Source organism: Frankia sp. CcI49, assembly GCF_001983215.1.
Lineage (GTDB): Bacteria > Actinomycetota > Actinomycetes > Frankiales > Frankiaceae > Parafrankia > Parafrankia irregularis.
Genome location: NZ_MOWP01000004.1, coordinates 535,821 through 557,586 on the forward strand (window position 1 = coordinate 535,821; position 21,766 = coordinate 557,586).

Annotated in this window: 34 protein-coding genes; 15 read left to right on the forward strand and 19 right to left on the reverse strand. The window is 72.2% G+C overall.

Annotated elements, in window-relative coordinates:
- The first annotated feature begins 66 nt into the window (after window positions 1-66).
- From CcI49_RS03175 to CcI49_RS03220, 12 genes are all read left to right on the forward strand, one after another.
- A complete protein-coding gene (locus tag CcI49_RS03175) occupies window positions 67-384 on the forward strand; it encodes a hypothetical protein (protein WP_076824095.1) in 318 nt (105 codons plus the stop codon).
- 160 nt (window positions 385-544) lie between these two features.
- Entirely contained in the window at window positions 545-802 is a 258-nt protein-coding gene (locus CcI49_RS03180; RefSeq protein WP_076824097.1) for a hypothetical protein, read from the forward strand.
- Window positions 799-993, forward strand: a complete 195-nt coding sequence (locus tag CcI49_RS03185; RefSeq protein ID WP_131830988.1) for a hypothetical protein — start codon at window positions 799-801, stop codon at window positions 991-993. Before CcI49_RS03180 ends, CcI49_RS03185 begins: the two co-directional genes overlap by 4 nt.
- Window positions 990-1,286 (forward strand): hypothetical protein, encoded by a 297-nt coding sequence (locus CcI49_RS41395; protein WP_131830989.1) that lies wholly within the window; start codon window positions 990-992, stop codon window positions 1,284-1,286. Before CcI49_RS03185 ends, CcI49_RS41395 begins: the two co-directional genes overlap by 4 nt.
- A complete protein-coding gene (locus CcI49_RS03190) occupies window positions 1,283-1,600 on the forward strand; it encodes a hypothetical protein (protein ID WP_076824100.1) in 318 nt (105 codons plus the stop codon). The genes CcI49_RS41395 and CcI49_RS03190 overlap by 4 nt, the downstream gene beginning before the upstream one ends.
- A 96-nt stretch (window positions 1,601-1,696) precedes the next feature.
- Window positions 1,697-1,822 carry a hypothetical protein gene (locus tag CcI49_RS44060; RefSeq protein ID WP_277872661.1) on the forward strand — a complete coding sequence of 42 codons (126 nt, stop codon included), beginning with the start codon at window positions 1,697-1,699 and terminating at the stop codon, window positions 1,820-1,822.
- Window positions 1,819-2,136: a hypothetical protein gene (locus tag CcI49_RS03195; protein WP_076824102.1), complete on the forward strand. Its 318-nt coding sequence runs from the start codon at window positions 1,819-1,821 to the stop codon at window positions 2,134-2,136. The genes CcI49_RS44060 and CcI49_RS03195 overlap by 4 nt, the downstream gene beginning before the upstream one ends.
- A gap of 65 nt (window positions 2,137-2,201) precedes the next feature.
- Entirely contained in the window at window positions 2,202-2,741 is a 540-nt protein-coding gene (locus CcI49_RS03200; RefSeq protein WP_076824104.1) for a hypothetical protein, read from the forward strand.
- Entirely contained in the window at window positions 2,741-3,238 is a 498-nt protein-coding gene (locus CcI49_RS03205) for a hypothetical protein (protein WP_131830990.1), read from the forward strand. Before CcI49_RS03200 ends, CcI49_RS03205 begins: the two co-directional genes overlap by 1 nt.
- Window positions 3,239-3,304: 66 nt before the next feature.
- Window positions 3,305-4,282 carry a glycosyltransferase gene (locus CcI49_RS03210; protein WP_131830991.1) on the forward strand — a complete coding sequence of 326 codons (978 nt, stop codon included), beginning with the start codon at window positions 3,305-3,307 and terminating at the stop codon, window positions 4,280-4,282.
- Complete coding sequence (locus tag CcI49_RS03215) at window positions 4,266-4,793, forward strand: class I SAM-dependent methyltransferase (protein WP_076824109.1); 528 nt, start codon at window positions 4,266-4,268, stop codon at window positions 4,791-4,793. The genes CcI49_RS03210 and CcI49_RS03215 overlap by 17 nt, the downstream gene beginning before the upstream one ends.
- Window positions 4,784-5,065 (forward strand): hypothetical protein, encoded by a 282-nt coding sequence (locus CcI49_RS03220; RefSeq protein WP_076824111.1) that lies wholly within the window; start codon window positions 4,784-4,786, stop codon window positions 5,063-5,065. Before CcI49_RS03215 ends, CcI49_RS03220 begins: the two co-directional genes overlap by 10 nt.
- On the opposite strand, the gene CcI49_RS03225 is transcribed toward CcI49_RS03220, so the two are convergent.
- The 3 genes from CcI49_RS03225 to CcI49_RS40335 all read right to left on the reverse strand — a co-directional run bounded on the left by CcI49_RS03225 (window position 5,024) and on the right by CcI49_RS40335 (window position 6,698).
- Complete coding sequence (locus tag CcI49_RS03225; protein WP_076824113.1) at window positions 5,024-5,458, reverse strand: hypothetical protein; 435 nt, start codon at window positions 5,456-5,458, stop codon at window positions 5,024-5,026. The two genes, CcI49_RS03220 and CcI49_RS03225, sit on opposite strands and share 42 nt — an antisense overlap.
- Before the next feature lie 124 nt (window positions 5,459-5,582).
- Window positions 5,583-6,299 (reverse strand): hypothetical protein, encoded by a 717-nt coding sequence (locus CcI49_RS40330; protein ID WP_076824114.1) that lies wholly within the window; start codon window positions 6,297-6,299, stop codon window positions 5,583-5,585.
- 27 nt (window positions 6,300-6,326) lie between these two features.
- Entirely contained in the window at window positions 6,327-6,698 is a 372-nt protein-coding gene (locus CcI49_RS40335; RefSeq protein ID WP_076824116.1) for a DUF6011 domain-containing protein, read from the reverse strand.
- A gap of 113 nt (window positions 6,699-6,811) precedes the next feature.
- Between CcI49_RS40335 and CcI49_RS03240 the strand changes: the two genes are divergently transcribed.
- The 3 genes from CcI49_RS03240 to CcI49_RS03250 are packed head-to-tail and all read left to right on the forward strand — an operon-like array spanning window position 6,812 to window position 7,889.
- On the forward strand, window positions 6,812-7,111 hold the full coding sequence (locus CcI49_RS03240; RefSeq protein WP_076824118.1) for a hypothetical protein: 300 nt from the start codon (window positions 6,812-6,814) through the stop codon (window positions 7,109-7,111).
- Window positions 7,112-7,142: 31 nt separating this feature from the next.
- Complete coding sequence (locus tag CcI49_RS03245; RefSeq protein WP_076824120.1) at window positions 7,143-7,511, forward strand: hypothetical protein; 369 nt, start codon at window positions 7,143-7,145, stop codon at window positions 7,509-7,511.
- 3 nt (window positions 7,512-7,514) lie between these two features.
- Window positions 7,515-7,889 (forward strand): hypothetical protein, encoded by a 375-nt coding sequence (locus tag CcI49_RS03250; RefSeq protein ID WP_131830992.1) that lies wholly within the window; start codon window positions 7,515-7,517, stop codon window positions 7,887-7,889.
- 12 nt (window positions 7,890-7,901) lie between these two features.
- Here CcI49_RS03250 and CcI49_RS03255 read toward each other — a convergent pair whose 3' ends face one another.
- The 16 genes from CcI49_RS03255 to CcI49_RS03330 all read right to left on the reverse strand — a co-directional run bounded on the left by CcI49_RS03255 (window position 7,902) and on the right by CcI49_RS03330 (window position 21,765).
- Window positions 7,902-8,483: a hypothetical protein gene (locus CcI49_RS03255; protein WP_076824124.1), complete on the reverse strand. Its 582-nt coding sequence runs from the start codon at window positions 8,481-8,483 to the stop codon at window positions 7,902-7,904.
- On the reverse strand, window positions 8,480-9,646 hold the full coding sequence (locus CcI49_RS03260) for a hypothetical protein (RefSeq protein ID WP_131830993.1): 1,167 nt from the start codon (window positions 9,644-9,646) through the stop codon (window positions 8,480-8,482). Before CcI49_RS03260 ends, CcI49_RS03255 begins: the two co-directional genes overlap by 4 nt.
- Window positions 9,628-10,662 (reverse strand): hypothetical protein, encoded by a 1,035-nt coding sequence (locus tag CcI49_RS03265; protein WP_076824128.1) that lies wholly within the window; start codon window positions 10,660-10,662, stop codon window positions 9,628-9,630. The genes CcI49_RS03260 and CcI49_RS03265 overlap by 19 nt, the downstream gene beginning before the upstream one ends.
- Window positions 10,663-10,672: 10 nt before the next feature.
- Window positions 10,673-11,524, reverse strand: a complete 852-nt coding sequence (locus tag CcI49_RS03270; protein ID WP_076824130.1) for a phage tail domain-containing protein — start codon at window positions 11,522-11,524, stop codon at window positions 10,673-10,675.
- A 1-nt stretch (window position 11,525) separates the two neighbouring features.
- Window positions 11,526-14,762 (reverse strand): phage tail tape measure protein, encoded by a 3,237-nt coding sequence (locus CcI49_RS03275; RefSeq protein WP_076824132.1) that lies wholly within the window; start codon window positions 14,760-14,762, stop codon window positions 11,526-11,528.
- A 3-nt stretch (window positions 14,763-14,765) separates the two neighbouring features.
- On the reverse strand, window positions 14,766-15,068 hold the full coding sequence (locus CcI49_RS03280) for a hypothetical protein (RefSeq protein ID WP_076824134.1): 303 nt from the start codon (window positions 15,066-15,068) through the stop codon (window positions 14,766-14,768).
- 29 nt (window positions 15,069-15,097) lie between these two features.
- Entirely contained in the window at window positions 15,098-15,589 is a 492-nt protein-coding gene (locus CcI49_RS03285; RefSeq protein WP_054565974.1) for a hypothetical protein, read from the reverse strand.
- Complete coding sequence (locus CcI49_RS03290; RefSeq protein ID WP_076824135.1) at window positions 15,586-16,149, reverse strand: hypothetical protein; 564 nt, start codon at window positions 16,147-16,149, stop codon at window positions 15,586-15,588. Before CcI49_RS03290 ends, CcI49_RS03285 begins: the two co-directional genes overlap by 4 nt.
- Complete coding sequence (locus tag CcI49_RS41940) at window positions 16,149-16,313, reverse strand: hypothetical protein (protein ID WP_158230702.1); 165 nt, start codon at window positions 16,311-16,313, stop codon at window positions 16,149-16,151. Before CcI49_RS41940 ends, CcI49_RS03290 begins: the two co-directional genes overlap by 1 nt.
- A complete protein-coding gene (locus CcI49_RS03295; protein WP_076824137.1) occupies window positions 16,310-16,531 on the reverse strand; it encodes a hypothetical protein in 222 nt (73 codons plus the stop codon). The genes CcI49_RS41940 and CcI49_RS03295 overlap by 4 nt, the downstream gene beginning before the upstream one ends.
- Complete coding sequence (locus CcI49_RS03300) at window positions 16,528-16,992, reverse strand: hypothetical protein (RefSeq protein ID WP_076824139.1); 465 nt, start codon at window positions 16,990-16,992, stop codon at window positions 16,528-16,530. Before CcI49_RS03300 ends, CcI49_RS03295 begins: the two co-directional genes overlap by 4 nt.
- Window positions 16,989-17,285 (reverse strand): hypothetical protein, encoded by a 297-nt coding sequence (locus CcI49_RS03305; protein ID WP_131830994.1) that lies wholly within the window; start codon window positions 17,283-17,285, stop codon window positions 16,989-16,991. The genes CcI49_RS03300 and CcI49_RS03305 overlap by 4 nt, the downstream gene beginning before the upstream one ends.
- A gap of 385 nt (window positions 17,286-17,670) precedes the next feature.
- On the reverse strand, window positions 17,671-18,123 hold the full coding sequence (locus tag CcI49_RS03315; RefSeq protein ID WP_076824145.1) for a hypothetical protein: 453 nt from the start codon (window positions 18,121-18,123) through the stop codon (window positions 17,671-17,673).
- 1 nt (window position 18,124) lies between these two features.
- Window positions 18,125-18,472 carry a hypothetical protein gene (locus CcI49_RS03320; protein WP_131830995.1) on the reverse strand — a complete coding sequence of 116 codons (348 nt, stop codon included), beginning with the start codon at window positions 18,470-18,472 and terminating at the stop codon, window positions 18,125-18,127.
- Window positions 18,463-20,277, reverse strand: a complete 1,815-nt coding sequence (locus CcI49_RS03325; RefSeq protein WP_076824149.1) for a hypothetical protein — start codon at window positions 20,275-20,277, stop codon at window positions 18,463-18,465. Before CcI49_RS03325 ends, CcI49_RS03320 begins: the two co-directional genes overlap by 10 nt.
- 9 nt (window positions 20,278-20,286) lie before the next feature.
- Window positions 20,287-21,765: a ubiquitin-activating E1 FCCH domain-containing protein gene (locus CcI49_RS03330; RefSeq protein WP_076824151.1), complete on the reverse strand. Its 1,479-nt coding sequence runs from the start codon at window positions 21,763-21,765 to the stop codon at window positions 20,287-20,289.
- Between the last annotated feature and the right edge of the window lies 1 nt (window position 21,766).

Below are 21,766 nucleotides of genomic sequence, written 5' to 3' on the forward strand. Positions count from 1 at the left end.
GCGCCTGATGACCGAGGTGGTTCTGGTGGTTCCGGTGCTGATCGCGGGCCTGCTGGTGGCCGCGTCATGACCACCGTGCTGGACCGGATGACTCTCGCGTCGACCTGGCCGGAGGTGCTGCCGGCGTCCGGTGATGCCGCTCTGGCGGGCGTGGAGCGGATCGCCCATGCGCTGCTCCACGAGAACGGCCGCGGGCCCGAGGTGGGTGCCCTCGCGGAGCGGCGGGGCGACGCGGTGCGCGCGATCAGCTCCGGCCTGACCTCGGGCGTGCGCGGTCTGGCCCAGCGACTGAACCCGCCGGTTCCGATCGACCTGGAGCCGATGCCCGAGGACATCTTCGGCCGGGGCTGGTTCCCCGGCGCCAACAACGCCGTGGAGGACTGATGTTTCGCACCAGCCATGAGGAGTCCGACGACCACGTGGAGCGGACGTTTCGCACCCGTCGCGAGGTTCTCGCGGACCATCCCGAGTGGGACCCATACGCCGAGTCGGCCGACTCGGCTGCGGGACTTCCGGAAGCCGTGACTTGCTCGGGGTGGCAGTCATGACCGACCCGATCGGCGACATCGTCACCCGGCCGGGTGATTGGAGCCAGGCCAGCACCCCGAGCACCACTCCGCTACGCCGCCGCGAGTTCGTGATCTCTGTACCTGACATCCCGGAATTCGAGCGGGTACTGGACACCCCGCTTCATGTCGTCGAGACCTTGGAGTTCGCGTCCGGCATGTACGGCTCGGTGCTCGCGCGGCCGGCGGACGACGCTGGCGGCGAGTGGACGGCGTCGAAGTGGGCGACGTCATGAGCCCACACCTCGACCCGCTGCCGCCCGCGCAGCAGGGCGATCCGGACACGCTGCTCGAGTTCCGGGTACTCCTGCCGGAGCGGGACGTCGAGGGAGCGCAGCTCCTGGAGGACGCGCTGAGGGCGAGGCCGCAGGACTGGAAGATGTGGTCCCGGCGGGTTCCGGGCTCCGGCTCGGCGGAGCGGTCATGAGCTTTCATCCGATCGCCGGACTGTTCTCGCCGGGCGAGGGTCCCGGCCTGAGCGAAGAGGCAGGCGATGCCTGCGCGTTCGAGGATCACGGCCGGTGGCGGACTACTCGATGCCGCTCGGCCGATGTCACCTCTGCTGTGGAGGGGTTTTCCCTCTGCGGTGAGCCGTACCTGTGCACTCCGCACGCCAAGGAATGGGCGCAGACCCCTGGCGTGCAGACGGGTTGCCAAGCCATCTATCCGCTGAACCAACACGGAGGGCCGCCGATCGACCTGGCGGGGAGCCGATCATGAGCCGCAGCCCAGGCTGGGCCGATCTGGACCCGGACGCCCCCGACACCGAGGACGCCCGCGGCGCCGTCTTCGGCATGCACCCGACGCCCGGCCTGATCGCTTACGACCTCCAGGGCGGCGGCTCCGACGGCGAGCCGCTCTCCCTGGTCGTGGGAAATGAGGGCCCCGGCGAGGGCTACGAGGGCCTGCCCGGTTTCGACCAGACCTGGACCGTCACCCCGCAGAAGCGCGCGGAGGAGGGCGGGCCGCACGAGCCGGACTCCGAGGCTGACGACTGGGCGCCGGCCTCCCACTACTACCGGTACCTCCTCTGACGAGAAGGGCGGCCAGCCAAGCGCCTGGCCGCCCGCTCGCAGTCCACCCCCACCCTCGCCCGCACTCGGGGCGGACCCCACCATCAAGGACACGTCATGATCAACGCATTCGCGGCGGCCGTGGTCGCCATGCTCGCCACCGATGTCTCACCCGCCGCTGGAATGATCGCCGCCGGACTGGCCCTCGTGGCCGTCCCGCTGCTGCGCGGGCGGTTCCGGTGACCCCCGACTGGAGGAGCACCGCCACTCGCGTCGGCCTCGGCGCGCTCGCCCCGTTTGTCTCTCCGGTTCTGCCGGAGGGGAACGACAGCGAGGTGCGCGAGCAGATCAGCTCCATCGCCCGCGACGGCGACAACCGCCTGCTGCCGGTGGTGGCCGGCGCCGCCGCGCTCGGCGCCCTGCGGACCCGGCGCGATCAACTCGCCCTGGAAGCCGGACCAGAACGCCTTGCGCTCGAAGCCGGCCCCACGCCCCTGGAGCTGGAGTCCAGCGACGGGTGGACCCCTGACATGGACCCCGATCTGGGCTGGGCCTGATGACCTCGCCCGAGGAGCTGCCCAGAGAGTGGGACCTCGTCGCCCGCGAAGGCGACGACCTTTAGATGGACACGACCTTTGCCGTCCTGGGCGCGCTCCTCGGAACCGTCCAGGATCTGGCCCACCTGGACGTGACCGTCGGGTCCGTCCTGCTGGCTGCGGCTCTGGTGGCGGTGCCCGCTGGGCACGTTGACCGCTGGGTTGAGCGCAAGCGGTTCCGGGTGACCATGTGGCGCCACGGCTACAGCCGGCACCGCGAGTACGTGCGCGGGAGCGAGTGGAAGGATCGGCGGCGCCGGTACCTGCGCGAGCACGACCCGGCCGAGTGCCGGCTGTGCGCGCGATCCTGGGAGCCGAAGTGGCCGCTGCACCACAAGAGCTACGAGCGCGCCGGTGGAGGCCAGGAGTTGGACCGCGACCTGATCCCGGTGTGCGAGCGGTGCCACAGCTTCATTCACAGCCTCGACCACAAGCGTGGGCCGCTGCGCCGGCTCGGATTCTCGCTGCGGCTGACCACCTGGTTGGCGATCGGACTGTGGCTGCCGGTGCGCCTGGCGCGCCGCACGGCCTCGCCGTCCGCGCCCACGGGGCAGGGCGAGCGCTGATGCCCGCGGAGGTGACGCCGACCGGCGCCTGGGGCTTGCGCGTCGCCTCGGGCCCGGTACCGATAGCGTCGAAGCGTGACCTACACAGTGACTACAGCCGCAAGGGGGGCGAGGCGATGACACCCGGCTCCATCGCCTCCGGCCCAGGAGAGCCCACCGAGCGGCCCGGAGTCACACCCACGGCCCGCGTACACCGCGGCCAGTTCGTCGAGCCTGTGGACGCCTGGGTCACGGCCGGGCCTGACCAGTGGTGGCGCATCCCCCTGGTGGATGTTCCCCCGCCGGCCCCCTCCGGGACGAAGAACAGCCCGGAGCGTAAGAGGGCCCTTACCCGCATCCGCAACGCTTGGGCGCGTGAGGTCAAGCGCCGCGTCGAGGCCGGGCAGATCACCGGCGAGTTCGTCTCGATGACCGTGATGGCCGAGGGCCAGGAGTGGTTCTACTGGGGCCCGGCCGCCCCGGGCGAGCAGGTCCCCATCGGCGATCCCGAGGAATAGCTCCACACCTGCATCTCGGGCGCGCCTGACGGAGTGTGACGAGATCTCTCGCTAGCCTCGCTGTCCGTGAGGGTGTTCGGGTGGGCGGCAGACGCCAGTGCGTGCGGCTACTACCGGCTCGGCCTGCCGCTCGACGCGCTCCGCTCCCGCGGCCACGAGGCACTGGTATCCACGGTGCTGCCCGAGGAGTGGGCGGACGCGGACATCATCGTCGGCCAGCGGGTGTGCCTCCCGGGCCCGTCGGCAACCTGGCAGCGCCTGGCCAGCGAGGGGCGGGCGCTGGTCTACGAGATCGACGACGACCTGTTCCACCTGCACGCGACCAACCCGGCCCGCGCGGTGTTCGACGACCCGGACGTTCGCCGCCGCATCCGCGAGAACGCCGCGGTGGCCGCGCTGGTCACCGTGACCACCGAGGCGCTGGCCGCGGTGATGCGTGAAATCAACCCGCGTGTGGCCGTATTGCCCAACGCCATACCCGGCTGGCTGCTGGAGCGAGCCCGCCCGCATCGCGAGCGGCTCACGATCGGCTGGGCCGGCTCGGCCACCCACCACGCGGATGTCGCCGAGGCCGCCGGTCACCTGCGCCGCTTCCTGGCTCGCCACCCTGAGGCCGACGTCCACCTGATGGGTACGGACTATACCGCCGTGCTCGGCCTGCCGACGGACCGCGTCCGCTACACCCCGTGGGCGATCTCCGTCGCGGCCTACCTGCGGATGGTGGACTTCGACATCGGCCTGGCCCCGCTGGCGCCGCATGCGTTCAACCGCTCGAAGTCAGCGCTGCGCCCGCTCGAGCTGGGCGCCCTCGGCATCCCCGTGGTGGCAAKCGAGTACGGCCCGTACGAGCGGTTCGTGCGCCACGGCGAGACCGGCTTCCTGGTGCGCCGTGACCACGAGTGGTCCACCCACCTGCGGACCCTCGCGGCCGACGCCGAACTGCGCGAACAGATGGGCGCCAAGGCTCGAGCCCTGGCCGCCGAGCACGCGATCGAGGCCACCGTCGGTGCGTGGGAGGAGGCCTACCGTGCCCTACTCGTCTGACCAGGGCAAGCGCTGGATCTCCTCCTGGCTGGCCGAGCTGGCCCCGGCCAGCGTGCTGGACATCGGCGCCGGCGCCGGCGGCTACGCGCGGATCTGCCGGCAGGCCTGCCCGGCCGTGCACCTGACCGCGGTGGAGATCTGGGAGCCCTACGTGCCCAGGTTCGGCCTGCGCGATCTGTACGACGAGGTGCTCGTCGGCGACGCGCGCGCGCTGGCTCTGCCGGCGGCCGACGTGGTGATCCTCGGAGACGTGCTCGAGCACATGGCCCGCGCCGAGGCGGTGGAACTGTGGACCAGGGCCCGCGCGGCGGCCCGGCGTGGGGTGCTGGCCTCCCTTCCCGTGCAGCCCTACCCACAGGGACCGGTGGACGGCAACCCGCACGAGGCCCATGTGGAGACCTGGAGCCACGCCCGCGTGCTGTCCGCGCTGGCCGGGATGGTGGCCAGCGATGTGGACGGCGACATCGGGGTGTACCTGGCCAGCCCGGCGGGGGAGACCCTGTGCGCCTAGGACCGATCGGCCGCCAGATCGACCCGATTCCCTCGAGCGTGCGGTTCACCCTCTCGCCGACCGCGGACCGGGACGCTTACCGCGCGGCGCTGCACATTGGCAGCGCCGTCGTCGGCCTCGGTGCGAGCCGTGAGGAGCTCGCCGAGATGATCGAGGCGCTCGGCCTGGAGCGGAGCGCGCTGGTGCACGGCCGGGGCGAGGAACGTGCCGCGCGGGCAGGCTCTGGCCCGCTACCGCCGGCCGGCGACCACCGGCGCAGCGGCGGCCAGTAGGCGCAGCGCCTGCACCGCGGGCTGGCCGTAGCCGGCAACCCGGGCGTACCAGTAGTACGTCTCCTCTGTGCTCATCCCCGCGATGCCCTGGGCGATCCGCTCGGCCTGCGCGGCGCCGGTGACCTGGGTGGCCAGTACCAGCGCGAGCCGCACCCCGGCCTCCTTCTCCAGCGGGATAGGGGTGGGGGTGGGCGAGCCCAGCACACTGGCCGGGTGCCCGCTGGCCCGCACGGCGGTGTGGATCGCCTCTCGGGCGCCCCGCGCCAGCGCCTTGCTGTCGGCGGCCAGGCGCAGACCCCTCCAGCCCGGCCCGTCCGCGCCGCGCAGCTCGGCGCTGGACAGCGCGCCGCCGATCCAGCAGGCGGCCAGAGTGAAGGTGCGCGTGGTGGTCACGTCAGGTCCCCGTTCTCGGCGGTGTCGGCGGGTAGGTCAGGCGGGGAGGGTCCAGCAGGCGGGCGAGTGTCGAGATCGGCGGGGGTGCCGCTGGCTGCCCCTGCGGGGCGGCCAGCGGGCGGATTCAGGGCCGGCTGATGCCGTAGTCCCGGCGGCACCGGGCGGCGATCTTCGTGGCGCGCTGGGCGCGTTCGATGTCCGGCGTCGTGCCGTTCCGGTGCGAGATGGCCGCCAGGAACTGGCCCACGTACCAAGTCGCCTCGTCGACCAGGCCGGTGCCGCGGTAGCCGTATTCGCAGGCCATCAGGTACGCGGCTTGGTCGACGTAGTAGGCCTCCGCAGTCCGCACGGTGCGGACCACGGAGCCTCGGGGCTCCTCAAGGAGCGGCTCGCCCGACGGGGTCGTGATCGCGTTGGCCTCCGCCTTGGCCCTTCGTGCCTTCGCGGCGTCTGCCCGAGCGGCGCGAGCGCCCTCCTCGGCCCGCTCGTCGTCGGTCTTGATCTGCGTCGGCCTCTGGCGGGCCTCGACGGGGGCGTCCGGGAAGCAGGCCGTGCAGGCTCGCTCCCCAGCCAGTTCGACGACCTCGCGCCGGGCCTTGCCGGACAGGGCGGGGAGGAAAACGAACCGAGTGGTGGGGTAGCAGGTGTGGCAGGCGGTGCTGCTGTGGACGTGGCCACCGGGGACCACCCAGTAGCGGGTCCACAGGTCGCGCCGGTACTGGTCGGCGATGGCCTGCTCGCGGCGCTCGATCCGCTCCAGCTCGGCCCGGAGGCGGGTGGCTGCGCTCTGAATCTTGACCAGCTCGGTGTCGAGCTCGGTCGGCGTGGCGAGAGCGTTCACGCTTCGGCCCCTTTCCGGGAGCGAGGGTCAGGCGGCGGTGGTGACGGTGCGGAGGGCCTCGCGGGTCGAGGTGGTGACCAGCCGCACGGCGGCGGCGTGGTGGCACCGGCGGCCGTGCTGGCCGGCGGGGCAGTCGCACCGCCCGTGGGCGTCCGTGTGGTAGTTGGCACCGCGGCTGCCGACGGTGGCGAAGGTGGCGTCGTTCCCGGCGCCTGAGAGGTGGACGACCCCGCCCAGCTCCACCAGCTCAAGAGCCTTCTCCACCTGGCTGGCGGAGTAGCCCTCGGCGATCAGGGCCGCCTGGCAGGCGCAGGTCCGGCCGTAGCCGGCGGTGCGCGAGGCCTCGGCGTGGAGCGGGCGGTTGCACCCCTTGCAGCGGATGGACTCCTGGGTGATCACGCGACCTCCAGCCTCTGTGACCTGCGGTGACCTCTCAATTGTAAGTTACGATGTGAAAATCTGGCAAATGAACATATGAAAGTTAGTCACATGGCTGTGTTAAGATCGCGTGCATGGCAGGAGACGAGAAGGAGCTGACCGCCCTGGTTGCGGCTGTCGACACCGCGCGCAGGCGCGAAGACGAGGTCAGGCAGGCGGCCCACCTGGACTACTGCCGGGCGATCAAGGCCCTGGTCGAGTACGAGGCGCGGACGCACGGCAGCCACGGAGCACAGTCCCGCGCGGGTCGACACCTGGGAATGACCGCCCAGAACGTCGGGGCGATGCTGGATCAGCTCCACCTCGCCGAGACTGGACGGCCACGGCCCAAGCAGGCGCGTCCGTCGCGCAGTGAGTCATCGACTACTCTCTGATCCCTCTGAAGGATCATCTGAGGGATCGCTCATGCCCGAGCAGGCGACCACCAGCGCGGCTACGACGCGAGCTGATGCGAGGGCGCTGTCCCGGATACTCGCGATCGAGACCGGCCGGGGTGTCCGGATCGGCTACCTGCACTCGGATGCCGGCTGGATCGCCGCGGTGGAGTCTGGTTACGACGATCATCCGATCGTGGTTGACCCCGCTCCGCTGGGCGGCTTCTTCGCCTATGTGTGGGGTGCGGACCAGCCGGCGGAGCGGTACACCGCGGACATGCCAGGTGTGCGTGCAGTCGTGGATGAACTGGCGCACTGGGTGGCATGGCGGATGGAGCGGATGGGCGGCTTTGAGGGCCCGGCGGAGTGGACGCACGCTCCAGGGGATCCCGGCACCTGACGAGTGATTCTGATCCCGCCGCGACGGGTGTGGACGGATCATGGCGTCATGGGCGCCCTTTATCCCGACTGCGGTCCACACTGCGAGACCGGCCCCGGCGGCCCCGACCGCCACCACCACTGCCCCGAGTGTCATCCCGAGCAGGCAGAAGTCGCGGCCGGGGACTACTTCACCGCTTCGCCATCGAGATCAGACGAGGTATCGCAGGTCCTGCCCGCGATCGGTGTCGCACTGATTGCCGTCTGCGCGGTGCTGCTGACCTTGGCCGCCACGGGCGTGATCGACCTGGACGAGACGACGTTTATCCGGCTAAACCTGGTGACGGCCGCACTGGCCGTCGCCGTGATCGCCCGGGTCATGCGGTCTAACCGGCGCTGATCGGCTTGCGGGTCAGGTCACTGCAAGCCACCAGAACGTCCGCGCCCCTGCGGACACATTGGCGCCATCGCGGCGCTGCACCACGAACGCGAAGTCCATGGTGGTCGGTGCGCCCACCGAGAACGTCGGCGCGGCCAGGTCCAGCAGTGGTCCGGACACGAATGCTGCGCTCGGCGCCACGGGGAGCGCAGCCGGGAAGGACACCGTCACGGTCAGGCTGTTCGTGCCGCCCGGGAACGTGCCCACCACGCTGCCGCGCTGGCCGGTCAGGGCCGGCACCCCGATCGCGGTGGGATCGGTGACCGCGCCGGTGACCACGTAGGACTCACCGGCCGGCGCCAGMACCACCCGGTCACCCGCCACCGGGGCGTACGGGCGCAGGTACGGATACGGCCCGCTCGCCGTCGCGTCCCCGCCCACCAGCACCAGCGGGTCACCGCCCGCGTAGCCGGGGTCCACCGTGCCGTACCGGGGGTACAGCGTCTGCCCGGACTGCACCCGCGCGGTGCGCAGCTCCAGCGCGGCCACCCGGCGCTTCAGGTCGGCCACCGTGGCCGCGAACCGAACCTCCAGCGACGGCAGGTAGCGGCTCACAGGGTCAGCCCCAGGTTGAGGTCGCCGAGCTTGAGGGAGACCTCAGCCGCCCGGTCCGCACCGGGCGGGGTGGCCGTCCACCCCACCAGCCGCACCAGCGCGACCAGTCCGGGCCGCCCGCCGCCGGGGGAGGGGTGCAGCTCGGAGGTGACCGACAGCCACAGCGTGGAGCCCAGGTCCAGGTCGGACAGCGCGGGCATCGCGTCCCCGGCCAGCTTGACCTCCGGGATCACCGTGCAGCCGCATCGGGAGGCCACCGTGGTGTCCGCGTAGGCGTCCACCTCGGCCTGGCCGGTGACGGTGCCGGCCAGGGACACGGTCTCCTCCAGCAGTGGGTAGCCGGCCGCGAGGTCCTCCGTACTCACCCCGTGCCCGGCCGCCGAGATCCAGGCCTCCTGGCTGCCGGAGTCCGACGACGCCGTGGCGGTGGCCCGCACGTCGTTGACGGACTCGCCCCCGGTACGCGGGTATGCGTAGTCCGCCACGTTGCCCGGGTAGGTCAGCGTCAGCCCGCTCTCCTGCGCGTCGCGGCCCACCCGCGGCTGCCCCAGCACCAGGCGCACCGAGCCGCCCGTGGTGGGGTGATAGGTGGGTGCGAAGTCGAACTCGAGGTCCGCGGTCCCCGCGAGTTCCTGGAGCGCGGTCAGTACCTTCTTGCTGTCGGCCCCGGCGTACTGCACGGAGGCGGTGGCCGTGGAGGTCTCGGTGGTCAGCTCGAGCGCGGCCACCCGCCCGCTCGGCCCCTTGCCGGTGATGGCGCTGGTGACCAGCGCGCGGGCGATGTCGAACGGGTCAACGCCGGTGTACGCGAGGTCCTCGCGGATCTCCCGGCGGGCGAACAGGGAGTGCAGCGTCTTGGCCTGGATCGGCAGCTGCCCGGAGCCGATGGAGTTGTGCGGCCAGTCCCACACCACCCCGGCCCACACCGGCTCGGCRCCCTCACTCACCCACAGCAGCGTGCGCCGCGGCTCCAGCGCGGCGAGYAGCGGCCCGTTGGCCGCCGGGTCGCGGCGCAGGTCCAGCGTGGCGGWCAGGTCCCCGGCCTCGCCCAGCGTGCGGGAGAAGCTGTCCACGTCCAGCGGCAGCCAGTCCGCCAGCACCTCCCCGGTGAGCAGGTGCGTGGACCAGTAGCGCAGCTCCCGCATCAGAACTCGATCGTCCACACGTCGCTGGTGAACCGCGAGAAGATCACGTTACCGCCCGAGCTGGCGCCGTTGCCCGCGGTGATCCGCACGGGGATGTTGCCGGCAGGCGCCCCCCAGATCGCCAGCACGTCGATCGGCGCCGCGCCGGAGGTCGACACCCCCTCGTTCTGCGCGATCCGCCGCACGGTTCCCACCGGGTTCTCGATCTGGAGTGCCGCGAAGGCGGTGGAGCCCAGCCAGCGCGTCCACACCCGCGCCTTGACGATCACCAGGCACGGCCGGGTGGGGTTGACGGTGGCGAAGTCGATGTAGGTCCCGCTGGCGCCCGGCGCCCTGGTGACGTCCGCGGCGAAGTCATACGGATAGTTGGTCACCCCCGGCGCGCGGGCCAGCATCTCCCAGGCCGCCCCGGTGTAGGCCCGCAGCGCCCGGGTGTCGGTGTCGTACCGCATCAGGCCGGCGAACGCGGCGAGGGTGTCCGTGGACAGCGCAGGCACCACCCCGCCAGCCGGCACCGCGAACACCCGCAGGTCCGTGATGTTGCCGGCCACGATGGAGGAGGTCCCGGCGTTGACCCGCACCCGGGCCAGCCGCAGAGCATTGGCCGGCACGCTCGGGTCCACCGGCGATGAGGCCGCCGTCCCCTGGATCACCTCGATGCGCCCGTACGAGCTCGCCGACCCCACATCGGAGACGTAGGCCACCACCAGGTCGTTGCGCGGCAGCGAGGCGTGCGCGGCGTTGGTGTTGACGCCCGCCGCCGCGGACAGCCCGAGCCGGTACACCCCCTGATCCGCGGACTGCGTGCCCTGCACCGAGGCGAAGCCGGCCGCGACGGTGAGGTTCAGCCCGCCGGCCGCGGAGACCTTCAGCGGGTCACCGGTCCCGGGCGTCACCCCGGAGCGGACCACGATCGGCCCGGAGCCGCCCGCCAGCGGCAGCGAGCCCGCGCCGTCGAGCTGCCGCAGCTCCTTGGCGTCGAAGGCGACCCCGTCCAGCCAGGTGGGGTTGATGGTGGTCACGAAGGTGGCCACGGCTCTCCTCTCAGATCCACGCGTCGCGCCAGGTCACGGTCATCACCGCTGAGTCGACACTGGCCCCGTCAAGGCGCAGTGAGTTCTCGCCCGGCTCCATCACCCACCAGCCCGAGGTGGGGCTGGCCGCGCGGAACGCCCCGTTGTAGGTGGCCTGGCGCAGGTCCAGGTCCAGCACCAGCACGTCTCCGGCCACCAGCTCCAGCCCCGGGAAGCTCACCTGCGCCCCGCTGCCCAGGTGTGTGATGGCTGGCGAGGCGATGGCGCCGGTCAGCGTGACCAGCGGGCGGCTCTCGAACGTGCCGGCGTTGACCACCGTCACCGACCCGCCTGGCGGAGCCTCGGCGAAGGTGAACGGTGGCGTGATCGGCAGCGAGATGCCCGCCGCGGAGACGGTGTTGACCGCGGGGATGGACACCTCGTGCGGCTCGGCGCCGTACCAGCGTGGGTCCGGCGCCACCAGGCCGACCTCGAAGTCCGCCGAGGTCAGCGTCGGGCAGGCCTCGGTCAGCGAGCCCGAGCGGCGCACCGAGCACTGCTTGGGGGTCGGCTCGTCGTACCGCAGGACGGTCAGCGCGTTGACCGGCGCCGCCGCGCGCAGCCGGGCTCGCGCGTCATCCCGCGCCGCCTGCGACGGGGCGTCCGCGCTCACCCGCAGCGTCAGCGTGCGCGGGGCGTAGTACTGCGGCCCGGCCCACCCACCGTGGTCCCCGGAGCGCTGCGCCACCGTGCCCGCGGTGGCCGGCCCGTCCCAGGCGTCCAGCCCGCGCCAGGTCCAGGCCACCCCTGCCTCGTCGACGACACCGAACTCGAGCGCGCCCAGCGCTCCGGTCCAGAACCCGCACCCCGCCTGCGCCGGCATCTCAGGCCACCGCCAGGGCGAGCTTGCGCTGCATCTCCGCCAGCGTCTCCGGCGTGGACAGCGAGCGGTCCAGGTAGAAGTTGTTCACGATGCGCTTCCCGTCGCCGGTCTCGTCGTTGGGGGTCACCCGGGCGCGGGGCGCCCCGCGGCCCAGCAGCATCAGCTCCGGCCCTTCCTCGCCCACCCAGAACGGAACCCCGTGCGGGGGCAGGCCGCCCTCCGCGTACCCGCCGGGCCGCGCCCATGCAGACAGGGAGCCGTACCGAGCCAACGTGTAGCGCGTGGCGGCGTAAATGTTCGCGTAGGGATCGTAAATGCCACGGGAAATGTATTTCCCGGCATAGGCGTTAAAGGTGCTTCCTATTGTCTGCATCAATCCGCGGCTGGGATCTCCGTGCCTTGCATTGATGTCGGTCTTGTTTATGGCGAACTGGTTTCCGCCGCTTTCCTGGTTCATTCTCCGCAGTAGCAGCGGGAGCCAGGACAGTGACYGCCCCAGCTCGTTCAGCACCGAGGAGGCCACCCCGGACCACCGCTGCACCCTACTGCCGACCCMCGGAGCGCTGCTCTCGCCCTCCTTGCCGCGGACCCAGTCCAGYAGCTTGTCGAAGGGGGACTGCGCCAGTCGGCCCAGCGCGCCCTTCAGGTCCGTGCCGGTGCCCAGCGTCGCGTTGATCGCCGCGCGTAGCGGGGACAGTGCGAGCTCGAACCCGCGGGCGATGCCCTCCCGGGCCAGGTCCTCGACCTTGTCCACCACCCGGCCGCCGGTGGCGTCCCAGGCTGCGCCCAGCCCACCGGTGATGGCCCCGCCGATGCCCATGGCCGTCCCGCGGGCCTGCCCGCCGCCGCCGAACAGGCGCCGCAAAGCGAACATCGCCCGGTGGCCGCCGGCGTTCGCCACCTCCTTGGCGGTCCAGACGTGCTCGTTGAACATCAGGCGCCGCAGCACGCTGTCCTTGCCTGGAGTCCCCTCCAGGATCGGGCCGCCGCGGGCCAGCCCCGGCACCTTGAGTTCGGGCATGTCCGGCACCCCGGGTATCCGCCCGACGATGTTGTTCCACGCCTTGCGGATGCCCGAGTTGTAGACCGTGTTGACCACGAACCGCACCGGCGCGGCGGCCACCTCGCGCAGCCCGTCCCAGATCGTGCGGATGCTGCCCACTGTCGTCGAGAAGATCGTCTTGATGCCGCCGAGAGCCGTGCCCACCGCACCGGAGACCAGACCGAAGATCCGCGTTGTCGTGCTCTTGATCGCATCGAGGGCGCCGGACCAGTCGCCGCGGAAGATCGCCGACCAGAACGAGAACAGGCCGCGGATCACCTCGAATCCGACCCGGAAGGGCAGGGTGAACCACGTCCACCAGATCTTGACGCCCGTCAAGATCGCGCCGAGCCCGATGTCGATCGCGCCACGCCAGATGGCCAGGCCGCCCCGCACGATCGACGAGACGAAGTCGAAGCTGCCCCGCCAGATCCCGACGAAGAAGCCGCCGAACGCAGCCGCCGCCGAGCCGACGGCGCGGAACACGCCCATGGCGTCCGACCCGAAGCCGACGAACCAGCGGCCCACGGCCTGCGCGGTATTACCCACCCAGCGCAAGGCGCCGTCGACGATCCGGCGGAAGGACTCGCTGTGGGTATAGGCGTACGCGAACGCGGCGGCCAGGGCGATGATCGTCGTGATGACGATGCCGATGACGTTGGCACGCATCGCCGCGTTCACGCCCATGATCCCGCCGCGCATCAGCGCCAGCCCGCCGGTCACCGCCCGGGTGGCCGCGCCCATCAGCAGGGTGCGGGTCTGCCAGATCCACTGCGCGGTCGTCACCGCGGTGACCGCCCCGCGGTAGGCGTACCAGGCCGCGGTCCCGGCCAGCACCGCCACCACGAGCGTGTTGATCAGGGTTCGGTTGCGCTCGTAGATGCCGAGCGCCCCGCTCACCACCGCGACCACCGCGGCGATCGCCACCTTGATCGGCGCCATCGCGTGTGAGGCGCCCGCGAACACCGGCGAGATCCCGTTGCCGAAGCGGATCAGCGCAGGCACCGCCGTGCCGCCCAGGTAGTCGATCAGGTCGGCCTTGATCGTCCGGATGAAGCCGGACAGCCGCTGCTGCGGAGTGGAGTAAAGAGCCTCCCCGGCCCGCGCGGTCGAGCCGGCGAGGTTGGCCACCCCGGCCGAGCTCTCGGACATCGCGGCCATCACCTTCGGCCCGAGGTCCTCGGCCTGCGTTCCGAAGAGGTCCACCAGCGCGGTGTTGTAGGCCACCGGATCCTTGATCCCGCCCAGGGCCTTCGCCGTCTCGGAGAAGGCGTCCCGCGCGGAGGCGCCCCCGGCCGCGATGCGCCGCGCCATCGTGTCCGCGTCCAGCCCGGCCAGCCGGAACCCCTCGGCGGTGCTCTCCGACCCGTCGATGGCCCGGATGCTGAATTCCTTCAGCGCGTCCGCGGCGATGTCGGAGTTGTGAGCCCCGGCGGCCATCGCCGCGTCGATGAGCGAGAGTGACTGCGGGCCGGTCAGCCCGAGCTTGACGAACTGCCCGCTGTACTCGTTGAGCGTGTCGATCCAGTCGTCGCCGAGGTTCAGGCCGCTCTGGAAGCCCGTGGTGATCACGTCGAAAGCGCTGGTCATGTCCGGGACCAGGCCAGATTTGACCATGGTCGAGGCGGCCCGCATGGTCTCGGGCACCTCGACCCCGAAGACGTCCCGGATGGTCAGCGCGCCCTCGGTGGCCTTGCCGAGCTCGGCCTGGGAGACCGCTCCGAACCCGCCCATGGACTGGGCGATCTGGCCGACCGTGTTCTGGACGTCGGCCAGGGACTCACCGAAGTTGTTCCTGAAGACCTGCTGGGCCACGGACCCGGCGGCCTGAGCCTCCTTGGCGGTGGCGCCGAAGGCGGCCTGAAGCTGGGCCTGGCCGGTGGTGGCCGAGTCGAAGGCGCTCTTGAGGGTGGCGCCCACCACGCCGGCGACCACCGTGCCCATGCCGACCAGGCCGACCTTCAGCCCGGCGGTGAGCCGCTGGCCGATCCGCCGTCCACCGCCCTCGCCCTCGGCCTCACCCTGGCGGCCGGCGTCGCGGACCTGGCGCCGCACCTCTCCTGGGTCCACCTGCACCGGAATGCGCACCGGCTCCATGCGCCCGAGCTGGGACGACAGCTCCCGGGCGAAGCCGCCTGTCTCGGGCAGGACCGTGACGTACCCACGGGCGATCTCGAAGCCGGCGGCAGTGGACACGCGCTACCCCCGCCCCCACTCGATCAGCCCGGCGAACCGCGCCGAGTGGCGCAGCTCCTCGTCGCCGACCCGCTCCGGCGCCCCGGCACTCGAGTCCGACCGGCCCGCCACCCGCGGGTCGCACGGGGAAGAGGAGTGCCGCTGGTGCTCCAGCGCGAGCTCCTCGGCGCGCATCCTCATCACTCCTCGGTAGGCCGCGAGCCGCCAGGCCAGGCGGAAGAACCGCGGCCCGGACAGCGCGTACATGTCCTCGATGCGGTGGATGGCGGAGAGATCGGACTCGATGTCGGCCAGGTGGTCCAGCACCCAGATCACCTGCTCGATGCGGGGCCGGGTCAGCCTTTTCCCTGCTCCAGGCTTCCGAGGACGACCTTCTGCGCGGTGCTCAGGATCCGGTCGAGCTGCTCCTGCTTGAGCGGGTCGTGCTCCATCAGCGCGCGGTAGCCGTCCTCGCCGACCATCCGCTCCAGCAGCATCTGGTCGGCCACCCCCTCGCCGTGGTGGCGGGCCTCCCACAGGTACAGCAGGGCGACGTTGACCTTGGGCGCATCCGGGATGGTGTAGACCTTGCCGTGTAGCCGAAACAGCTCCACCACCCCTGGCGGCGTGGTGGGCGGGGGCTCGGCGTCAAAGTCGACCACCACCCCGTTGACCGCGGCCGTCGTGGCGTTGCTCGGGCCGACCAGCGGTGCCGGGGGAGCGGACGCCGTGGCCGGCGCGGGCTGCGGCCACGGCGCCACCGGGCCCTGCGGCGGGTACGGACTGTGCGGCGCCGCGGGCACGTGCAGGGCGTAAGGGTTCGCGCCGAGCTCGGCGGGCGCGGTCATGCGGTCGCGTCCACGATGCGGAAGGGCGGCACCGACGCCGACACGTAGTGGGCCGCGAAGGTGACCGGCAGCAGGGTCTGGTCACCTCTCTTGTACGCCATGCCGACGTCCTCCACGGACAGCGTGCGGCGTACGAACACCCGACGCCGGTACCCCTTCGGTGCGATCCCGTCGAAGATCAGTGCCGTGTAGCTCGGCTGAGTGGCGCTGGTGTCGTTCGGCGGAGACCAGGCCGCGAAGCCGGCGCCCGTACTGGTGGCCGTGGCGTTGTTCAGCGAGGTGGCGAGGTTCTCCAGAGTGGCCTCGGCGAGGTTGGTCTTGATCRTGGCCTCGCGCTTGGTCAGCCGGCGGCCCGGGATGTCGACGACCTGGTCCACCTCCAGCTCCGAGTAGGTCTGGGAGATCGTCATCGTGACGCCGTCCTGAGTGCCGCCGACGTCCGTCCAGCCCGACGGCGCGGGGGTGGCATTGACCTGGGTGTCGGACGGCTCGGCGGTACCGAACGCGCCTCGATAGAGGGTCCCCGGACCCTGGATCAGGTTGGAAACATCGACCGGCACTACTCCGCCCTCCCGCTGTCCGACCCACGCCGGGCCGTCTTCGGTGCCTGCTCCTCGCGTCCGTCCTCCACGAGCAGCCCCTCGTGCCGCAGCAGGCTGTACTCGGTGTCATCCACCTCGATCTCCTCGTCCGGGCGGATAGTCGTGCGCACGGTGTGGGTCACCGGTAGTCCTCCTTGCGCAGGGGAAAGCGGACGGACGCCATGCCGGGATGGGTTGCCAGCGGCATCGACGTCGACACCAGGTCGGTCGGGCAGGGCACCACCCGGTTGGCGGGGAACAGGAACTCCAGCTCGCCGCGGTCGCCGTGGACCAGCGCTCGGCCGCCGTAGGACAGCACCTCGCCGCTACGCGCTCCCACCAACGCCCACAGCGCGGTCACGGCCGCACCCCCGACGCATCCGTCCAGGGCAACGCGAGGTCCAGGTCGTACCGGGCGTAACCGGCCTCGTCGTCGGGCACCCGGCGCGGCTCGGTGAGTACGTAGGCCTCCAGTACCCGGGCCCGCAGCCCGCCGACGGGCAGTTCCACCACGCGCCCGGCCGCGCCCCAGGTGCCGGCCCGCACCGCCTCGGCCAGGCTGCTGGCCTTGCCCCACGGTGGTTTGCCGCTCTGTCGCGGCGCGCACGCCCAGCAGCTCACCGCCACCACCGGCGCGCGCACGGGAAGGTGCGGGTTGGGGGAGCCGCCCACCACGGCCACCTGCACGAACCCGGTGGCAGCCCAGTTGGCTGCGTCCGCCGGCAGGGTGGTGGCCACCTGCTGCGCAGGCACTCCCGGCACGGTGCGCAGCCAGGCCACGGCCACCAGGTCGGTGGTGGCGACGACGGCCGGCGCGGTCACGGGGTGCGCCGCCGCATCAACGCTGGGCGCAGGTAGGGCTGCGCGCGCGTCCGGGAGGTGCCCCGCTCCACCAGCTCGCCGTAGTCCGTGGCCCCGCGCGGGCCGACACGCAGCTCCAGGCCGTGGGCCTCGGCGCCCAGGTCGCGGTACAGGTCCCCGGTGTCCACGGGCACCGCGCGGCGCGCGTCAGCCAGGATCGCCGGGCCCAGGGTCTGGCGGTGGAAGCGCTCGACGTTCGGGGTGAGGTCGCGCAGCCAGGTCGGGGACATCTCCACCCGCACCACGTCTGCCATCGTCCCCACCTCCTCGACGGAGGCGGCCCGCGGCGGGGGAGGCCGGTCTACCCGGCGGAAGTCATCCGGCGCAGGTCGCACACCACGTCAGCCACATGCACCAGGTCAGTGGATGTGACGACGTCAACGACTACATATCGTGTTCCGGACGCTACATCACGTATCCGATCGCCGCTAGAGAGTGAGACTCCCGCCCGAAACCTCCCTCGCACCCGGCGCACCGTGCGCGGGGTGCCGCTGGCCCGGTCCCAGGTGGTACGAGAGGTCTCCGTGATCACCGCCGGCAGCGCTCGGTACACCAGTACGTCCGCGTCCGCGGCGTCCCCGTAGGCGTCCGGCACCTCCCCGCGCAGCACGTCCACCAGGTGAGTGGCCGCGAACGCGCTCACATCGGCTCCCAGGTCTCGTCGTCGTGATCGCGCACCTCGGTGCGCCGGGCGAGTGCGTCCCGCACATCCGGCGGTACCTCCGGGGAGCCCGAGCCGGATGTGCGCACGGACCGCGTCCGCCGCCAGGACAGCCGGCGCAACGCCCGGTCCGCCAGCGGCGCCAGCAGCCAGGCGTCCGCGCTGGCCGGGGTGGCCCGCAGCCCGTCCTGGTCCAAGCTGGTCACGTCCGTGCGGGAGAACACATCCACCTGTGAGGGCATCCACGCGGCCTGGTAGGCCACCGCCATCCGCAGGTGTCGGAGGTCGCGCGGGCGGACGGCCAGATCCGCCGCAGCCTCCTCCGTGGTCCCGGAGTACAGGTCGATCACCGCCTGCGCTTGCGTGAGCTGGCCGTCCGTCACGGTCACCCCGGTGATCTGCTCCACGTAGCTCGCCTCGGCCCACGGCATCTCAGATCACCCGCACCCGTCCGCTCGAGCGGCGCACCGGCCGCTCCTGCATGCCTCCGTTGGCCCGCACCCACACGTCATAGGTGCCGCGGGGCAGGGTCACCGTCCCCTCCGGTCCGACCAGTACCCGCGCGTGCCACAGGCCCAGGGCGTACTCCCACTGCGCGCTCACCCATGCCCCGGAGGTCGGCAGCGTTCCTGGCCGGACGAACGCCATCTCCGCGGCTATCCCGCGCGCCACCGGGTCCACGTCCACCCCGTCCGCCGTCATCACCCACGGCACCAGCACGTACTCCCGGCTGTCCGCTGTCACCTCCAGCGGCTGCATGGCCCCTCCGGTCAGGTCCACGGCGCACCCACCTGGCAGTGCGTCCAGGGCCAGCCCACCCACAGCTCCACGTCGCCGGTGATCTCACCCTCGGCGGCCACCAGCACGGCAACGGCTCCGGCCTCCTCCGCCAGCGCCACCGCGCCCGCGCCGGACAGCGTGTCCGCGGCGCTGGCCGTGCCGGTCAGGTCCAGACGGACGTCCGGGTCCGCCAGCACCGCGGCGCCCTCGGCCGCGTAATCGAGCGCCGCTGTGGCGCCGGCGGCCTCGCCGAACTCGACCAGGCCAGCCTCGGCCAGTGCCGCGTCCACGGCCGCGCCGAGCTCCTGCCCGGCGACCCCGGCGTCGTCGAGCCCGGCGCTCGCGCCTGCGGCCAGTCCGGCATCACCACCGGCCAGGTCCTCCAGCCTCACGGCCACCCCGTATGTCAGCCCGTCCGCCCCGACGCCAGCGTCGACCAGGGCCCCGGACGTCACCACCGCGAGCAGGTCCGTCCCGACCCCAGCATCGAGCAGCGAGGGCTGCCCCGCCTCCGAGACCACCAGCCCGTCCGCCCCCACGGCCCCGTCGCCGAGGCTCGCCCCGACTGAGGCAGTGGCGCTGTCCGCCCCGCTACCCGAGGCGGGCAGCGGGGCGGACAGCGCCACGGTGAGCACCTGCGTGCCCGCGCCCCCGTCGGACAGTGCGCGGGGCTGGCCTGTCACCAGCGTGTCCGCGGCCGTCGCGGCGTCGGCGAGGCCGGGTGCCGCGGAGGCGGCGACCGTGTCCTCGGCGGCGCCCGCCTGGAACCCTGCGACCTCCGCCGCACCCAGGGCCAGGTCCGCGCCGGACCCCTGATCAGCCAGCGCCAGCTGCTGCCAGGCGCTGAGAACCTCGACCACGCCTGCCTGCTCGGCCAGCGACACCTGCGCGGAGGCGGCGAGCGCCTCACCGCCAGCACCGGAGTCGGGCAGGTCCGAGCCCACCTGCCGAGCAAGCGCGTCCGCAGCGGTGACCGCGTCCACGCTGTCGCCCTGGCCGGCGACCTCCACTGCCTCGACTGACTGCCCGGCCTCCGCGGCCGACGCGGTCCCCGCGGCGCCGAGGGTCTCGGCGGCCAGGGCGGCATCGACGGGGGTCACCTGCCCGGAGGCCGACAGTTCCTCACCAGCTGCCCCGGCGTCCGCGATTCCGATCGGTGTGCCCACGCGCAGCACGTCCACCGTGTCGCCGGAGTCGGAGACGCTGACAGTCTGACCGGCCGCCGTCAGTATCTCGGCGCCGGCGGCAGTCTCGGTCAGCGCCACGACGATTCCCGCCACGTCCTGACCGTCCGTGGCCACCGCCGCATCAGTCAGCGCGAGGAGCGCCCCCGGCGGCGCGAACGTCTCGGTGCCCGCGCCGGACTCGCCCAGCGCCGCCGTACCCGATGCGGTCAGCGCATCGGCACCTGCCGCGTTCTCCGTGGTACCGGACCCGGCCAGTGCGGTGAGCGCGTCGACGGCCATGCCGGCATCGGCCACGGCCGCGGGGGAGGGCTGAGCCGACAGCGCCTCCCCGCCCGCAGCGGCCTCGACCAGCCCGGCGCCGGCGGCAACGCCCGCTGCCTGGGTGCCGGTCCCGGCGTCGACGCTCGAGCAGTCCACCGCCGCGGTCAGGGCATTTCCCGCCGTCGCGGCGTCGGCCGCGCTGGCCGTGACGGCCGCGGTCAGGACCTCGCCAGCACTGGCCGACTGAGACAGGCCGGTGGCCGCGACCACGGCTGGGACATCCGAGCCGGCACCCGCGTCCACCAGGCTCACAGCCACCTGCTGGAACCGCCAGCGCGGCATCAGAGGGAAGGGCACAGCCGCCCCCTACCGCTGGTTGACCAGGATGCGCGAGACCCGGATCTGCCTGGCCGTGGCCGCCAGGGTGGTCACGCTCGCCTGGTAGCCGAGCTGGGTGAACGCGCTCGGGATGGTGGCGCTGTGGGTGGCGACGAGGGTGTCCCCGACCCAGAAGCGCACCACGCTGGCCGCCCAGTTCACCTCGGCGCGCAGCTCGTAGGTGGTCACCGCTGCGATGGCTGCGGTGGTGGCTGTGACGGTGGCGTTGGTGCCGTCGCAGGTAACCGTGCGCCAGAAGGCCCCGCTGTCGATCCCGGCGTCGTATCGGAAGTAGATCCCCGTGGCGGTCGACGCGCCGCTCGCGGCCGGGCCCGCGCCGCCTGAGCGGTCCGCGGCGACCAGGCCGACCACGTAACGGGTACTGGCCACGGAGGTGTTGTCCGTCTGGATCTTCGCGTAGAAGTACGGCAGCGAGCTGGTGCGCAGGTGGGTGTAGTTCGGGCTCGTGACCCCGCCGACACTGTTCGCGGTCGCGGCCGTCGTGAACATGGCGAAGTTGCTCTCGATGGTGTCGGCGCCGCCCGCGGTGGCCGCGGTCAGCGCCGGCGCCGGGCAGCCGATCGTCTGGAAGGTGGACGCGCTGCCGGAGGCATGGATGCCCCAGGTGATCCGCCTCGACGGCGCCCCGAGCTCCTCCTGGTGCCCCGACGAGGTGCGCAGCATGAGCCGCCCGGCCCGTGACCACAGCACCACGCCCGCGCGGGTCGCGAACGCGTTCTCGGCCGTATGTGAGCCGTCCGGATTCGAGCCCGGCGGGGTGTCGGCGTCCCCCAGGGCCAGCACGTCGATCCCGCCGCCCGGGTCGCCCTGGGCCATCCGCACACCGCCGTAGGGGTTCGCCGCGAACCTGCGGTCGAACACTCCGACGGCCGTGAACAGCAGATCGTTCGCATCGGCGGAGTACAGGCCCGCCCCGCCGAACTGCCCCACCCCGAAGATCGCCGCGCCTCGGAAGTCCCGCAGCAGCAGCAGTTGCTTGGTGGAGCCTTCGCGGCCCCGGATGACCACACCATCCCTGGAACCGTCCGGCAGCAGGAGGTTCCAGACACCCTCGTTGGAGCTCCCCGTGCCTCCCAGGACCCGCTGCACGGTGCCGCCGGAGACGTAGGTGCCCGACCCTGTGGCGGCTGAGAGGGTGAAGGCGGTGTTGCTGGTGATCGCAGCGATGGTGCGGACGCCGTTGACGCCGGAGATGCCGGTGACGCCCGAGATGGTCACCACGTCACCCGCGCCGTAGCCGTGACTGGCGGATGTGGTGATCGTGACGGTGGAGGTTCCGGCGACTCCGGAGATTGCCAGAGGCGCCTCGCCGGAGATGATCGTTCCGTCCGCGAGCACCCCGGCGCGGGCTGCGATGTCCCCGGGCAGGCGCGTGTCCCATACGCGGGCGGTGATCGCGGAGGCCACCCGGCCGGCGAACGCGGTTACCGCGCGGGTCAGCGGCATC